The sequence below is a fragment of the Methylobacterium sp. Leaf118 genome, assembly GCF_920984675.1.
Classification (GTDB): domain Bacteria; phylum Pseudomonadota; class Alphaproteobacteria; order Rhizobiales; family Beijerinckiaceae; genus Methylobacterium.
In genome coordinates this window covers 1-13,148 of record NZ_CAKLBV010000041.1, presented here as the reverse complement: position 1 = coordinate 13,148, position 13,148 = coordinate 1, and the positions used below count along the sequence as shown (strand labels likewise).

Below are 13,148 nucleotides of genomic sequence, written 5' to 3'. Positions count from 1 at the left end.
CCTCAGCCCCGACGCAGCCAGGCGAGGTAGCCGGCGAGGAACTGCGCCAGGAACTCGCTCGACAGGGAATAGAGCAGGATCAGCGCGCCGAACATGACGAACGGCGTGGCGACGAAATAGACCGGGATCGTCGGCGTGAGCTTGTTCACGAAGCCCGCCGCGAGGTTGACCGCGACCGCGTAGATCACGAACGGCGCGGCGATGCGCAGGCACAGGGTGAAGGCCTCGCCGATCTGGTCGGTGATGCGCACCAGCGCCGTCTGCGTGCCGAGGCCCTCGCCCGGCGGGATGCGGGTGTAGGAATCGATCAGCCCGCGAAACAGCTCCCAGTGCAGGTCGGCGGCGAACATCAGGGCGATCGCGCTGAAGACGACGAGCGATTCGACCGCGGGGATCGCCTCGGTGCCCTCCACCGGCGTGCCCGGCATGCTGCCGAAGCCGACCATGGTCGAGACGGCGTTCATCACGGTTTCCAGCACGAAGACGAAGATGCGTCCGAGCAGGCCGATGGTGAGCCCGGTCACGGTCTCGCTGGCGATCCAGGCCAGGGTATCGGTGGGCGCCTGCCCCGGCAGCCGGCCCTGGAACAGCGGCAGCAGCAGCGGGGTGACCGCGAGCGACACGCCCCCCGCGATGAGGAGGCGCACCTGCACCGGCACGCGCGGGCTCGACAGGCCCGGCACGATGAGGAGGCAGCCGCCGATGCGGCAGAAGATCAGGAAGGTCGCCAGAAGGGCATCGCCGCCGAGCAGGCTGCCGAACCCTAAGATCACGAGATGGTGCCCAGCGACTTGATCTCGACGCCGCGGGCGATCTCCAGATGCGAGAGCACGGGCAGCGTCGGATAGATGCGCTCGATGATCATGCGCACATAGGGCCGCGCATCCGGCGCGGTGACGAGGGCGAAGGCGTGGACCTGCCGCATCCGCTCCCGGATCGCCGCGCCGGCCTCGGCGCCGAACTGCTCGACGAGGCGCGGATCGATGTCGAACTCGATCACCTCGCCCTTGGCGTCGCGCTTGAGGCTCTGGTGGAAGGTCAGGTCCCAGTTGGTGCCGAGCCGGAGCACGTGGAGCGTGCCGTCCTCGGCCAGATCCCCGCAGATCTGCTGGGCGACGCGCATCCGCACGTGCTCGGCGATCTGCTCGGCGCGACGGGCATGCGGGGTGATCTCGGCCACCGCCTCCAGGATCAGATGGAGGTTGCGGATCGAGACCCGCTCGGAGAGCAGGAGCTTCAGCACCGCCTGAAGGCCGGATTGCGAGATCTGCGACGGGCTGATCTCGTCGAGCAGGCGCTTGTATTCGGGGTCGAGCCGGTCGAGCAGCGCGCGCATGTCCTTGTAGGACAGGAACTGGGGCAGGTTGTTGCGGATCACCTCCGAGAGGTGGGTCAGCAGGACGGAGGCGCCGTCGATCGCCTCGAAGCCGGAGCGGCGCACCTCGCCGGCATAGGCGTCGACCACCCAGAGCGCCTTCATGCCGAAGGCGGGCTCGCGCACCTCCTCGCCGGGCACGTCGGGCTGCGGCCCGTCGCCGACGACGACCAGGAGCTCGCCCGGCCGCATCTCCTGCGTCGCCGCCACCGTGCCGTGGATGCGGATCTGGTAGCTCTTCGGCGGCAGGGTCAGGCTGTCGCTGAGCCGGATGTCGGGCACGACGAAGCCGTACTGGCGCGCGAACTTGCGGCGCATCTTGGCGACGCGGTGCTGCAGCTCGGCATGGCTCGTCTGGATCTGCGCCGAGACCTGCCGGCCGAGGCAGAGTTCGATCTCCGGGGTCTTGAGCTGCTCCTTGACCGAATCCTTGACCTCGGCCTGCTTGGCCTCCTCGGTGTGCCGGACCTTGGCGGCGGCGAGGGCGACCGCCGCGGCGCGGCGCCGGGGGATCGTGATCGCCATGAAGCCCATCAGGCCCGACAGCGCCATGAAGGGCAGGAAGGGCAGGCCCGGCACCAGGGCGAACAGCAGCATCAGGACGGCGGAGACGAGCAGGGCCCGGGGATAGGCGCCGAGCTGGCCCATCACCGCCTCTTCCGCGGTGCCGCGGGTGCCACCCTTCGAGACGAGGAGGCCCGCGGCGAGCGAGACGATGAGCGCCGGGATCTGCGAGACGAGGCCGTCGCCGACCGACAGTTTTACGAAGACATCGGCCGCCTGACCGAGCGGCATGCCGTGGCGGGTCGTGCCGATGATGATGCCGCCGAAGACGTTGACCGCGATGACGATGAGCGAGGCCACCGCCTCGCCGCGCACGAATTTCGAGGCACCGTCCATCGAGCCGAAGAAGGCGCTCTCCTCCTCCAGTTCGCGGCGGCGGCGCTGGGCCTCCTTGTCGTCGATCAGCCCGGCATTCAGGTCGGCGTCGATCGCCATCTGCTTGCCGGGGATGGCGTCGAGGGTGAAGCGGGCGCCCACTTCCGCGATGCGGGTCGCGCCCTTGGTGATGACGAGGAAGTTGACGGTGATCAGGATCATGAAGACGACGATTCCGATCACGAAATCGCCGCTCATCACGAATTGCGAGAAGCCCTGGATGACGTGGCCGGCCGCGTCCACGCCCTTCTGGCCGTTCGCTAGGATCAGGCGCGTCGTGGCGATGCCGAGGGCGAGCCGCAGGAGCGTCGCGATCAGCAGGACGGTGGGGAAGGCGGAGAATTCGAGCGGCTTCTGAATCCAGAGCGCCACCATCAGGATCAGCACCGACAGCGCGATCGAGAAGGCCAGGCCGATATCGATCAGGATGGCCGGGACCGGCAGGAACAGCACCGCCAGGATCGCGACGATGCCGGCCGCGAAGCCGAAATCCCGCCGCGACTTCTTCTCCAGGACGAGCGCCTCGCTCACCGCCATGTCGACACCGCTGCCCGCCTCATGGCGCGGTCTTGGCGCAGCAAGCTTGCGCGGGGATGGGCGGGCCCCCGGCCCGACGCCCCCGCGCGGGCCATGGGGGCGGCCAACGGCACGGTCAACGGCACGGTGATGTGCGCGGGGTGATGTGCGCGGGCATACAGCCCGGGACCGGCCTTCCGTGGAACCCGCTCGCCTCGGCGGCGCGGCGCATCGCGCGCGACCGGTCTCCGCCCCTTTCCCTTCGCAGGTCCAGCCGCCGTGGTGGCCCGCCTCGCGCCGGCCGATCCCCGGCGCGGGTCGTCGGCGCCCCGGAGAGAGGCTCGGCTGAGACAGACACGGCCCGCGCGGCTGATCAGCAAGAACGCGCGCAACGATCGGATCCGTTACCGGGCGACGTTCCCGAACACGCCCGCGGCCTCGCTGGTCATGCTCGGGTTCTTCCTGCCCGGCATGAAGCTCTACGATCACGACGATCGCCTCAGCCGGGCCGAGTCCCTCGAGGTGACCTGGCACGACTTCCAGACCGAACCCGGGCTGGTCGGCCTGAGCGCGCTCCTCCTCGGCTTCCTGTACCCTCTCGCCGCCCTGCGGCACCTGAACAGGCTCGAGGATTGAGCCGGCTCAGGGCCCCGGCCGTCCGGGCCAGTCGGGGCCCTGGGGAATCAGACGTCCGGGCGCGGGAGGTGGGAACCTCTCGGGGTCGAAACCATTGAAAACGGTGCACGATGCGTCCGGCGCGGGACGAACACGCCGTTTCGGCCCTCCCGGATTGTCGCGAACATGTGATATTGTGGCGACGTCGAAGCTTTTTCCTTCCCAAGGTGAAGGCTCCGCCAGGGACCGGGTGGTCAAGTCTCGACAGCTTTCCCCACCCGGTCCCGCCCCTTCGCATCCGGCTTAGAGTGGCTCGCAAAGCTCCCGTTCGCCGCCGGTTTCCCCTGCAGGCGCGATGCCGCAGCGGGAGTTTTGTGAGGGACACTCAGAACCCCGTCGCGATCCGCCCGTAGGTCATCTCGGCGAAGGCGTTGATTTGCGCGCCGACGAAGGTGCCGGTCACGAGCAGCACCAGCAGGATCGCGACGATCTTCGGCACGAAGGTGAGCGTCACCTCCTGGATCTGCGTGAGCGCCTGGACCAGGGCGACGACGATGCCGATCACCATCGCGGCCCCGACCGAGGGGCCGGCACCGACCAGCACGGTCCAGATCGCCGAGCGGACCAGTTCGAGGGCGTCGACCTCGTTCATCGTGGGGGATTAGCTGATCGAGATGCCGGAGGCGAGGAGCATCTCGCGGCCGTCCTTGAGCTTGGCCACCGCGCCGTCGCTCGTCACCCGCACCGATTCGACGATGCCGGAGACCGTGCCGTCGTCCGAGGTGATGGTGCGGCCGATGATGGCGTCCGCCTGATCGAGGAAGCTCGCCGAGAGCAGCGAATCGAGCTTCTGGTTGGTCTTGGTGGCCTGCTCCACCTGGGAGAAGGTCGCGAGTTGGCCGACATACTCCGTCGAGTCCATCGGCTTCGTCGGGTCCTGGTTCTGCAGCTGGGCCATGAGCAGCGTCAGGAAGGTGTCCGCGTTCATCTTCGAGGCGACCGAAGTCGCCGCCTTGGCGGCGGCGCCCGTCGTCGTTGTCGCGGAAGTGGCGGCGCTGCCGCTCGGAATGGTGACGCTCATGGGATCGGGCGGGCCTTGTCGAGGGAGGGGGCGGCGCGAAGCGGCCGGTTCGCGGGCTGGCGGCGGGGGGTGAGCCGGACGGCGGGGACCGGCGCCTCCGCGGGAGCCGGCGCGGGGACGGCTCCGTCGATGAGGGCGGCCTCGACGGGGAAGAGCCCCCGGATGATCTTGAGGGCCTCGAACGGGCGGCCCGCCGCGACCAGGGCCTGGGCGGCCCGCAGCCCGGCCAGGATCGCCGGCTCGGTGGTGACCGCCAGGATGCCCTCCTCGAGCCCGCCGTAGAGGGCGCGGGCGGGGCCGGCCTGGGCCGGCTCGATCAGCATGGTCTGGGCCGCGAAGTAGAGCTGGCGGAGCGGCGTCGTCGCCTCCTCCACCTGCAGGACGTGGCCCTCTAGCAGGAAGGTCGCGTCGTTCATCAATTCGAGCGAGACCTTGCGGTCGGCCCGCACCACGGCGCCGTTGATGTAGACGCGCTCGCCGGCCCGCAGGTTCAAGTGCATGGTCCGGCCCGCGGGCTTCTCCGCCGTCCTGCTCTCCCGGGTCATGCCGGGGCGCTCAGCGCAGGCCGTCGCGGATCGAGGCGTTGACCTCGATCAGCGCCGAGAGGCTGCGTTCGGGCGCGCTCAGCACCTCGCCGGCCTCGCGCATCGTCCAGATGCCGATGGAGACGAGATCGGCGCGCAGGCCCTCGGGCAGGCCGTTCTCGGGATCGAGCAGATCGGAGATCAGCACGTTCCAGAGGTCCTGCACGTAGCCCACCGCCTCGGCGCGGGCCGGGCCGGCATGGTTCCCCCTTGCCTCGGCCGTGCGCAGCAGGCCGATGGCCCGGTCGAAGGCCTCGCGCTCGCGCTCGCGGCCAAGATCGGGCGCATCGTCCAGGATCTCGGAATAGGACAGGCGGTACATCGGGGCCGATACTCCATGGATTCGGTCGGGATGCGGAAGCGGGCGGGTTACGAGACGTAGTTGATCAGGCTGAGGCTGCGCAGCTGCGCGGTCAGCCCGTAGGACATCTGGATCTGGGTCGAGAGGGCATCGACCCGCGACTTGGCCTCCGCCGGATCGACCGCTTCCAGGGTGTTGATCCGCCCGTTCAGCAGGGCGGTCTGCGTCGTGATGCGGGTGTTCGCCTCGGTGATGCGGGCCTGGGTCCGGCCGAGATCGGACTGCAACGTCACGAGGCCGCGGCTGGCGCTGCCGAGGAGATCCATCATCCGGCCGGTCGCGACGCTCTGCGCCTCCGCGGGAAAGGCCGACAGGTCGAGACCGGAGCCGATGACGTAGGCCATGGCGAGGTCGCGCAGCGGCGGCGCATTGGCGCTCGCCGAGGTCGCGACGGTCTCGGTCAGCGAGATGCGGGTGGTGAGGGGGCGGCTCGACGCCCCCGACCAATTCGTCGTCCAGCTGGCCTCGGTGAACTGGGCGGCGAGCGGGCCGTCGAGGAAGGCGGTCATCTGCGCCGCGGTGGCGTTGCCCGGGCCCGTCGGGAAGGCGGTCGCGAGGGCGGCCTGCACCGCCGTCTGGGCGGTCGAGGTCGGGCTGCTCTCATAGGGGCTCAGCGGCGCCGCGCCCGCATCGGTCCCGCCGAACACGTATTGGCCGCCCGCGCCGGTGTTGAGGGCGGAGGTCAGGGCCGCGAGCCGCTCCTTGGCGGAGGCCGCGACCGCCGCCGCGCGCTGGTCGGCGGGCAGGCCGACGAGCTCCTTGAGGGTCGCGTCGGCCCCGGCCTGGATGTCCTTGAGCGCCGCCTGGCTCGTCTCCAGCCGGAGCGCGGCGGCGGCGTTGCCCTGGGTGAGCGCGGCGAGGACGGCGCCCTGCCGGCGCAGGCTGAAGGCCTGCGACACGCCGCTGCCGAGCGTCGCGCCGACATCGGCGTGGCGTCCCGTGGCGATCTCGCGGGTCGCCTCGGCGAGTTCCGCCTGGAGCCGGGAGGCGCCGGTGCGCGGGGCGTTCCAGAGGTTGAGGCTGGAGATGAAGCCGGTGGTCATCATGGCGTGAGCACTCACCGCACCGCGTCGAGGAGGGTCTTGAGGAGGTCGTTGACGACCGAGATGAGCTTGGCCGAGGCGGTGTAGGAGCGCTCCAGCTGGAGCGTCAGGGCGGTCTCCTCGTCGCCGTTCACGCCGGCGACGTTGGAGAGCGCTTCGTTCGCCCGCGCCAGCAGGGTCGTCTGGTAGGAGGCCGCCTCCGTGGCGTCCTTGCGCCGGCCCTCGAGCCAGCCGGCGGAGGCCTCGGCGAAGTCGCCCAGCGTCAGGGAGGTGCCGAGGCCGAGCGACCCGTCGAAGGTGCGCGCCTGCCCGAGCGCCGTGGCGAGGCCGCGCAGGCGTCCGGAATAGGCGACGTCGGTCCCCGCGGCCGGATCCCGGTAGTCGCTGCCGTTCATGCCGCCGGTGCGCAGGAGCGCGACGTTGCCGCTCCGGGCCGGATCGACCGCCGCGTTGATCGTGATCCGGCTGGCGAGGCCGAGGCGCCCGGCCGCGGTGCTGGCGGGCACCGCCGCGCTCGCACCGTTCGTGAACAGGCCGGCGCGCCGGCCGCTGTCGACCCCGACCGCGTCGGTCTCGATGAAGGCCGTGATCAGGCCGGAGGCCATGGCGTCGAGCTGCGCCTCGTAGGCGGGCGCCGCCCGGTCGCGCAGCTCGGCGAGCCCGGCGAGGCGGCCGGAGGCGAGCGGCATCGGCGAGGTGGCGCCGGTCACCGGAACGCCGTCGATCACCACGGCGCCGCCGGACGTGCCCGCCGCGAAGGTTGAGGTCGGCGTGAAGGTGACGGTGCGGGGCCCCCGCTCGTAGAGGGGCACGCCACCATCGGTGTAGAGGGCCACGTCGCCGCCCTCGCGGGCCACCGCCGTGACGCCGATCTCCTGCGAGAGCGCGGTGAGGATGCGGTCGCGGTCGTCCAGGGCATCGGTGGCGTCGATGCCGAGCGCCAGCCCGCGCTGGACGGCGCCGTTGGCCCGGTCGAACTGGCCGAGCAGATCGTTGAGGCGCGCCACCGCGTCGGCGATGGCCCCGTCGGCCTCCGCCCGCACGGCGTGGACCGCGTTCGCCGCCTCGTTGAGGCTGCCGGCGAGGGCGCGGGCGGCCTCGACCGCATTCCGGGCGAGATCGGGGCTGTCGGGCTGGTTGGCGGCGGCCTGGAGCGCGGCCTCGAAGGTCGCGAGCCGTGCGGCGGGGGCCGTCCGGTCGGTCGTGTCGCCGACGGTCTGGGCGAGCCGCGCGAGGCCGTCCTGCAAGGCCTCGCCGCGGGCCGCGCCCGATTGGGCCGCGAGCGTGCGGGCGTAGAGCGCGGCGTCGGTGGCCCGCGTCACGCTCACCGCCGCACCGCCGTACCCGGTGGTGACGAGGGCGGCGATCTTGCGCGAATAGCCGGGATCGGTCGCGCCCGCGACGTTGCGGGCGGACACGGCGATCTGGTTCGACGTGGCCGCGAGGGAGGCGCGCGCCGTGTTGAGCGCGAGGGAGAGACCCATCGGTCGGTTCCTGGACATCGGATCCCCGTCGACGACGCGTCGTCGTCGAGGGTCCCCGGGCAAGCGGGGCGGTGGTCACCCGCCGGGGCCGCGCGAACCGGACCGTCGGTCCTCGGTTCGCGCGCCCCGCGGTCGGACGCGGCGGGCGCGCCCGGTGGCGCGGCCGGCGGGATGGGCGCGTCAGCGCTTGAGGTTCATCAGGGTCTCGAGCATCTCGTTGCCGGTCATGAACACCTTGGAATTGGCGGTGTAGACCGTCTGCGACTCGATCATCGTGGTCAGCTCGGTGCTGACATCGACGTTCGACTGCTCGAGGGCGCGGGACTTGATGGCGCCGCGACCGTTCTCTCCGGCAAAGCCGACCTGGATGTCGCCGGAATCGACGCTGGTGGTGAAGATGTTGCCGGCCCGCGGGCTCAGGTTGTCCGGGCTCGCGACATCGGCGAGAGGCACCTTGAAGGCGGCCTTGCGGGTGCCGTCGGCGTAGAGCGCGTAGACCGTGCCGTCGTTGCCGAAGGCGGTGCCGGTCACGGCGGTCGGGGCCGAACCGTCGGCGGTGCCCGACAGGGCGTAGTCGCCGGAGAGCTGGGTGACCGCCGACAGGTCGATCGACATGGTGCGCCCGTTCGGAACCGCGACCGTGGTCGAGCCGCCGGTCGCCACCTTGCCGTTGGCGTCGAAGGTCAGGGTGGTCGTGCGCAGGGGCGTGGCCGGGAAGGTCGCGGGAGCGGCCTGGTCGTAGAAGCTCACCGACCACGTGTTGGCGCCGGTCTTCGTCATGGTGACGTCGAGGATCTTGGCCTGCCCGACATTGTCGAAGACCTTGAGCGAGCTCTTCTTGGAGAAGGTCGCCACCGCCGGCGGGGCGCTGGCCGAGACCGGCGTCTCGTAGGAGAGGTTGCCGTTGATGGTGCCGGCGAGCGACGGGCGCGCTTCCTGGCCCATGCGGGAGACGTTGATCGGCTCGAGGTCGGCGATGCCGTTGAGCACCGGGTTCGGCTCGCCGTTGGCGAGGCTGTAGCCCATCAGGGTGAAGCCGCCGGCATTGACGAGGTTGCCGGTCGGACCATCGACCACGAAGTTGCCGGCCCGGGTCAGGAACGGCGCGCCGGCATTGTCCTTCACCACGAAGAAGCCGTTGCCGCTGATGGCGAGGTCGCTGTCGGAGGTGGTGGAGGAGATCGGGCCGCCCTCGCCGACGGAACGGCGGATCGTCGTCTCGACGGCGCCCGAGTTGTAGTTGCCGTAATCGGCCGACTCGAGCAGCAGCGACGAGAATTCCGTCGAAGTGCGCTTGTAGCCGGTGGTGCCGGCGTTCTGGATGTTCTCAGCCACCGTCGAGATACGGTTCGACTGGGCGTTCATCCCGGAAACACCGGTGCGGAGCACGCCGATGAGACTCATGCGGACACCTCGTTCTTCTGAAATCTTGGGCGCAATGGACACCGTGTCGCTTGCGCGGGGCTGAGGGAGGGGTGATCGGGGGGCACGTCGCTCATCCCCGCAGGGATTGGGCGAGTTCGAGAAAGGCGTCGCGGCTCGGCGCTTGGCCGGGCTCCTGCCGCATCGCCTCGTAGATGCGCGGCACCAGGGTGACCGCCTGATCGAGGTCGGGGTCGCTGCCGGCGCGGTAGCCACCCATGAGGCGCAGGTCCCGCGTCTCCTCGAAGCGGGCCATCATGGCCTTGAGCTTGCGCACCAGTTCGCGCTGGTCGCCGGTCCAGACCTCGCCGGCGAGCCGCGAGATCGAGCCCAGAAGGTCGATCGCCGGGTAGCGCCCCTGCTCGGCGATGGCGCGGTCGAGCACGACGTGGCCGTCGAGCGTCCCGCGGATCGAGTCGGCGACCGGGTCGTTGTGGTCGTCGCCATCGACGAGCACCGAGAAGATCCCGGTGATGGTGCCGGCCCCGTCCACGCCGGGTCCGGCGCGCTCGAGGAGGCGCGGCAGGTCCGAGAAGACGCTCGGCGGGTAGCCGCGGGCGACCGCCGGCTCGCCGGCCGCCAGGGCCACGTCGCGGGCGGCATGGGCGTAGCGGGTCACCGAATCGACGATGAGCAGCACCGACTCGCCGCGGTCGCGCAGGGCCTCGGCCACCGCGAGCGCCACCTTCGGCGCCTGGCGGCGCATCATCGGGCTCTCGTCGCCGGTGGAGACGACGATGACGGCGCGGTCGCGGGCGGCGGCGATCGGGCCTTCGAGGAATTCGCGCACCTCGCGCCCGCGCTCGCCCACCAGCGCCACGACGACGCTGTCGAACCCTTGCGCGCCGGCCAGCATGGCGAGCAGCGTCGACTTGCCGACGCCGGATCCCGCGAAGATGCCGATGCGCTGGCCGGCGCAGAGCGGCGTGAACAGGTCGACCGCCCGCACCCCCGTGGACAGGGGTCGGCGCACCCGGGCGCGGGTCATGGCGGCGGGCGGGTCGGCGTCGAGGGGTACGTCGGCCGCGCCCTCGGGCAGGGGCCCGAGCCCGTCGGCGGGCCGCCCGAGGGCGTCGATGACGCGGCCCTTCCAGGCCGGCGAGGGCCGCAGCCGTGCCGGGCCGATCCGGTGGGCGAGGCTGCCGATCCCGGCCTCGATGCGGCTCTCGAAGGGTTTCACGGTCGCGCCCGCGGCGTCGATGCGCACGACCTCGCCGATCTGGGTGCGGCCCTCCGCCGAGAAGCCCATGCGGTCGCCGAGCCGCACGAAGGCGGAGACGCCCGCGACCCGGGCGGCGCTCGCGGTGACCTCGCGCACGGGCCCGGCGATCCGCACCGGGGCGAGGTCGCGGCGGCCTTCCTCCATCGCCCGTTCCAGGCGCTCGATGGCGTTCGTCATGGCGCGGCTATCCCTGCGGTCCCAGGGTCTTGACCGCGCCCGTGAGCGTGTTGTCGGCCTCCGAGGTCATGGAGGCCGCGCTCTCGAAGGCGCGCTGGATGGCGATGAGCTTGGTCATCTCCAGGATCGGGTTGACGTTGGCGCCCTCGACGTAGCCCTGGATCATGCCGACCCGGGTGAAATCCTGCACCGCCCGGCCCGGGATCGAGGCGGAGACGGTGTTGTCGGGCCCCCGCGCGAGAGCGGCCTTGCGATCGATCGTGAACAGGCCGATGGCGCCGACCTGGTTGCGGTTCTGGTAGAGGCTGCCGTCGCGCCCGATCGTCGGCGGGCCCGCCTGCGGGTCGAGCTGGACCGGGCCGCCGCCGGGATCGACCACGGGCAGGCCCGTGAGGGTGCGGATCTGGCCGGTGGCGTCCATCGTGAAGCGCCCGTCGCGGGTGTAGAGCGTGCCCTTCGGCCCGGAGACGGCGAGCCAGACGTCGCCCTGCACGGCGACGTCGAGGGGCGCCTCGGTCTTCGTCGTGGGGCCGGCGGCGCGGGAGATCGTGTTGGTGCCCGGGCCGACGAAGGCGACCTCGCCGCGGTTCGAGCGGCCGAGAAGCTCGGCGAACTTGATCTCCTCCGCGCGGAAGCCCGCGGTCGCCATGTTGGCGACGTTGTTGGCGGTGGTGGTCAGGCGCTTCTCGAGGGCGATCTGGCTCGAGAGCGCGACGTAGAGGCTGCTCTGCATGGCGCCTACCTCGTGCCCCGCGTGGTCTGGACGCTGGCCAGGAGTTCGGCATCGATCCCGCCCGCCGAGAACAGGGCGAGGATGGGGGCGGTCTGCGTGTTGTTCTGCGCGTCCCAGATCGCCGCGAAGCGCCGCACGAAGGCGTCGAGCTTGACCGGGTCCTTGAGGCTCGCGATGTCGACCTTCGACGCGATCAGCGCCGCGCGGCGGGTCAGCGCCTCGCTGGTGGCGGCCCCGCTGGTGGCCGGCAGGCCGGACACCGTGTTGGCGACCTGGCTCAGGGCCGCGTCGCCCAGGATGTCGTAGGCACTCAGGAGGGTCGGCGCCTTGCGGGCGAAGTAGAGGGCGAGGCGCACCCCCGTATCCTCCGCCCCCGCATCGCTCTCCAGCGCCTGCTGCAGATAGGCCTCGGTGACGCTGCGGGCCATGCCGTCCGGCCCGAGCCCGGTGCCGAAGCCGAGATCGACCGCGGTCCCGAGGGGATCGGCGAGCGCGACGTTGCGGATCGAGAGGGTGCGCCCGGCCCCGCCCGCGGCGACCGTCCGGTCGGCATTCGCCCCGATGCCGCCGACGGCCTCGTCGACGCCGAGGTCGGAGACGGCGGTGGTCTCGAAGAACAGGGCCTTGTCGACGCCGACGCCGACCTGGACCGTGCCCGCGAGGCCCTCCGCGCCCGAGGCCACGATCTGGGCGTTGATCGCGGCGGCGATCTGCTCGCGGCTCACCTGGGTCAGGTCGTCGACGCGGCCCGCGAGGGTCTTGGCGTCGAGGGTGATCGTGACCGAGCGGGTCGTTCCGGCCTCGAGACGCGACTCGACGAGGAAGCGGGCCGCGCGCGGGCCGCTGAAATCGGTGGTCTCGGGCAGGGCCTGGCTCGCGCTCAGGGTCGCCGCGGTGGCGGCGAGGCCGAAGGTCGCCGGGTCCCGGCCCGCGGCGGAGGCGGTCCCGCCGAAGCGGAAGGCCTGGGCGAAGGCGACGTAGCGGTCGTCCGCCAGGCGGCTGGCGAAGCTCGCGCGGCCATCGACGCCCTCGCTCACGACCTTGCGCATGAAGGCCTTGGCGTAGGTCATCTCCTCCAGGCCGTGGGCCTTCATGGCGTAGGCGTAGAGGCGCGGGTCGGCGAAGAGATCGTCGATCGATTTCACCTTGCCGATATGGGCCTCGTAATACGCGGTCTCCCGGGCGATCACGGGATCGGCGGCCTTCCGCTTCAGGGCGGTCGGCAGGTCCCGGGCGATCAGCCGGTAGCTCGTGAGGGTGTCGGTCACGGACGGGCCCTCCGGGCGGGGTCGGCGGCGCCGGCGGGAACGCGCGGGCCGGGATGCCCCTCAGCCTCTAGGCGGCCTCGCTTGTCCCAGGCTTGCCCGCGCCGACGCGGTGCGGCGGCGTCGATCACAGGGAGGCGGGCCCGATGATGGTCTCGGTGGTGATGACCATCCAGCCCGCGCCCGTGCGGCGGATCGAGAGGACGCGGCCAGCGCCGGGCAGGACGCTGCCGAGCCGGGCCCTGCGCGGGCCGTCGGGCCCGTCCAGGGTGGCGACCCCGTCGGCGACGCCGCGCAGGGCATAGGCCCCCGCGGTCGCCGGGAGCGGTCG

Annotated in this window: 13 protein-coding genes and 1 pseudogene; 1 reads left to right on the top strand and 13 read right to left on the bottom strand. The window is 71.6% G+C overall.

Translation table 11 applies throughout. The features are described from left to right. Positions 1–2: 2 nt before the first annotated feature. Both fliR and flhA read right to left on the bottom strand, forming a co-directional pair. Entirely contained in the window at positions 3–773 is a 771-nt protein-coding gene (gene fliR / locus LW587_RS16360; RefSeq protein WP_232630658.1) for a flagellar biosynthesis protein FliR, read from the bottom strand. After that, positions 770–2,851, bottom strand: a complete 2,082-nt coding sequence (flhA, locus tag LW587_RS16355; RefSeq protein ID WP_232630657.1) for a flagellar biosynthesis protein FlhA — start codon at positions 2,849–2,851, stop codon at positions 770–772. The genes fliR and flhA overlap by 4 nt, the downstream gene beginning before the upstream one ends. 426 nt (positions 2,852–3,277) lie before the next feature. Between flhA and LW587_RS16350 the strand changes: the two genes are divergently transcribed. Next, complete coding sequence (locus LW587_RS16350; protein WP_232630656.1) at positions 3,278–3,466, top strand: hypothetical protein; 189 nt, start codon at positions 3,278–3,280, stop codon at positions 3,464–3,466. Positions 3,467–3,830: 364 nt separating this feature from the next. Here LW587_RS16350 and LW587_RS16345 read toward each other — a convergent pair whose 3' ends face one another. The 11 genes and pseudogenes from LW587_RS16345 to LW587_RS16295 all read right to left on the bottom strand — a co-directional run. Then, positions 3,831–4,097 (bottom strand): flagellar biosynthetic protein FliQ, encoded by a 267-nt coding sequence (locus tag LW587_RS16345; protein WP_232630655.1) that lies wholly within the window; start codon positions 4,095–4,097, stop codon positions 3,831–3,833. A 9-nt stretch (positions 4,098–4,106) separates the two neighbouring features. Beyond that, a complete protein-coding gene (gene flgD / locus LW587_RS16340) occupies positions 4,107–4,526 on the bottom strand; it encodes a flagellar hook assembly protein FlgD (protein WP_232630654.1) in 420 nt (139 codons plus the stop codon). Next, the gene (gene flbT, locus LW587_RS16335) at positions 4,523–5,071 is read right to left on the bottom strand and encodes a flagellar biosynthesis repressor FlbT (protein ID WP_232630653.1); all 549 of its coding nucleotides are present in this window, start codon (positions 5,069–5,071) and stop codon (positions 4,523–4,525) included. The genes flgD and flbT overlap by 4 nt, the downstream gene beginning before the upstream one ends. Before the next feature lie 10 nt (positions 5,072–5,081). Further along, a complete protein-coding gene (flaF, locus tag LW587_RS16330) occupies positions 5,082–5,432 on the bottom strand; it encodes a flagellar biosynthesis regulator FlaF (RefSeq protein WP_232630652.1) in 351 nt (116 codons plus the stop codon). Positions 5,433–5,479: 47 nt separating this feature from the next. Beyond that, the gene (locus tag LW587_RS16325) at positions 5,480–6,517 is read right to left on the bottom strand and encodes a flagellar hook-associated family protein (RefSeq protein ID WP_232630651.1); all 1,038 of its coding nucleotides are present in this window, start codon (positions 6,515–6,517) and stop codon (positions 5,480–5,482) included. A gap of 11 nt (positions 6,518–6,528) precedes the next feature. Further along, positions 6,529–7,998, bottom strand: coding sequence for a flagellar hook-associated protein FlgK (gene flgK, locus LW587_RS16320; RefSeq protein ID WP_232630650.1), 1,470 nt, complete (start codon positions 7,996–7,998; stop codon positions 6,529–6,531). Between the two features lie 180 nt (positions 7,999–8,178). Beyond that, positions 8,179–9,402 carry a flagellar hook protein FlgE gene (locus LW587_RS16315; protein WP_232630649.1) on the bottom strand — a complete coding sequence of 408 codons (1,224 nt, stop codon included), beginning with the start codon at positions 9,400–9,402 and terminating at the stop codon, positions 8,179–8,181. Between the two features lie 91 nt (positions 9,403–9,493). Beyond that, the gene (gene fliI / locus LW587_RS16310; RefSeq protein WP_232630648.1) at positions 9,494–10,819 is read right to left on the bottom strand and encodes a flagellar protein export ATPase FliI; all 1,326 of its coding nucleotides are present in this window, start codon (positions 10,817–10,819) and stop codon (positions 9,494–9,496) included. Positions 10,820–10,826: 7 nt separating this feature from the next. Continuing rightward, positions 10,827–11,552 carry a flagellar basal-body rod protein FlgF gene (gene flgF, locus LW587_RS16305; RefSeq protein ID WP_232630647.1) on the bottom strand — a complete coding sequence of 242 codons (726 nt, stop codon included), beginning with the start codon at positions 11,550–11,552 and terminating at the stop codon, positions 10,827–10,829. 5 nt (positions 11,553–11,557) lie between these two features. After that, complete coding sequence (locus LW587_RS16300) at positions 11,558–12,820, bottom strand: DUF1217 domain-containing protein (protein WP_232630646.1); 1,263 nt, start codon at positions 12,818–12,820, stop codon at positions 11,558–11,560. 124 nt (positions 12,821–12,944) lie between these two features. Further along, positions 12,945–13,148 (bottom strand): annotated as a pseudogene (locus tag LW587_RS16295) (hypothetical protein); the annotation flags it as partial.

Coding starts and splice junctions, on each gene's coding strand:
- flhA (WP_232630657.1), bottom strand. CDS start 2,851: ATGGCGGTGAGCGAGGCGCTCGTCCTGGAGAAGAAGTCGCGGCGGGAT.
- LW587_RS16350 (WP_232630656.1), top strand. CDS start 3,278: ATGCTCGGGTTCTTCCTGCCCGGCATGAAGCTCTACGATCACGACGAT.
- LW587_RS16345 (WP_232630655.1), bottom strand. CDS start 4,097: ATGAACGAGGTCGACGCCCTCGAACTGGTCCGCTCGGCGATCTGGACC.
- flgD (WP_232630654.1), bottom strand. CDS start 4,526: ATGAGCGTCACCATTCCGAGCGGCAGCGCCGCCACTTCCGCGACAACG.
- flbT (WP_232630653.1), bottom strand. CDS start 5,071: ATGACCCGGGAGAGCAGGACGGCGGAGAAGCCCGCGGGCCGGACCATG.
- flaF (WP_232630652.1), bottom strand. CDS start 5,432: ATGTACCGCCTGTCCTATTCCGAGATCCTGGACGATGCGCCCGATCTT.
- LW587_RS16325 (WP_232630651.1), bottom strand. CDS start 6,517: ATGATGACCACCGGCTTCATCTCCAGCCTCAACCTCTGGAACGCCCCG.
- flgK (WP_232630650.1), bottom strand. CDS start 7,998: ATGGGTCTCTCCCTCGCGCTCAACACGGCGCGCGCCTCCCTCGCGGCC.
- LW587_RS16315 (WP_232630649.1), bottom strand. CDS start 9,402: ATGAGTCTCATCGGCGTGCTCCGCACCGGTGTTTCCGGGATGAACGCC.
- fliI (WP_232630648.1), bottom strand. CDS start 10,819: ATGACGAACGCCATCGAGCGCCTGGAACGGGCGATGGAGGAAGGCCGC.
- flgF (WP_232630647.1), bottom strand. CDS start 11,552: ATGCAGAGCAGCCTCTACGTCGCGCTCTCGAGCCAGATCGCCCTCGAG.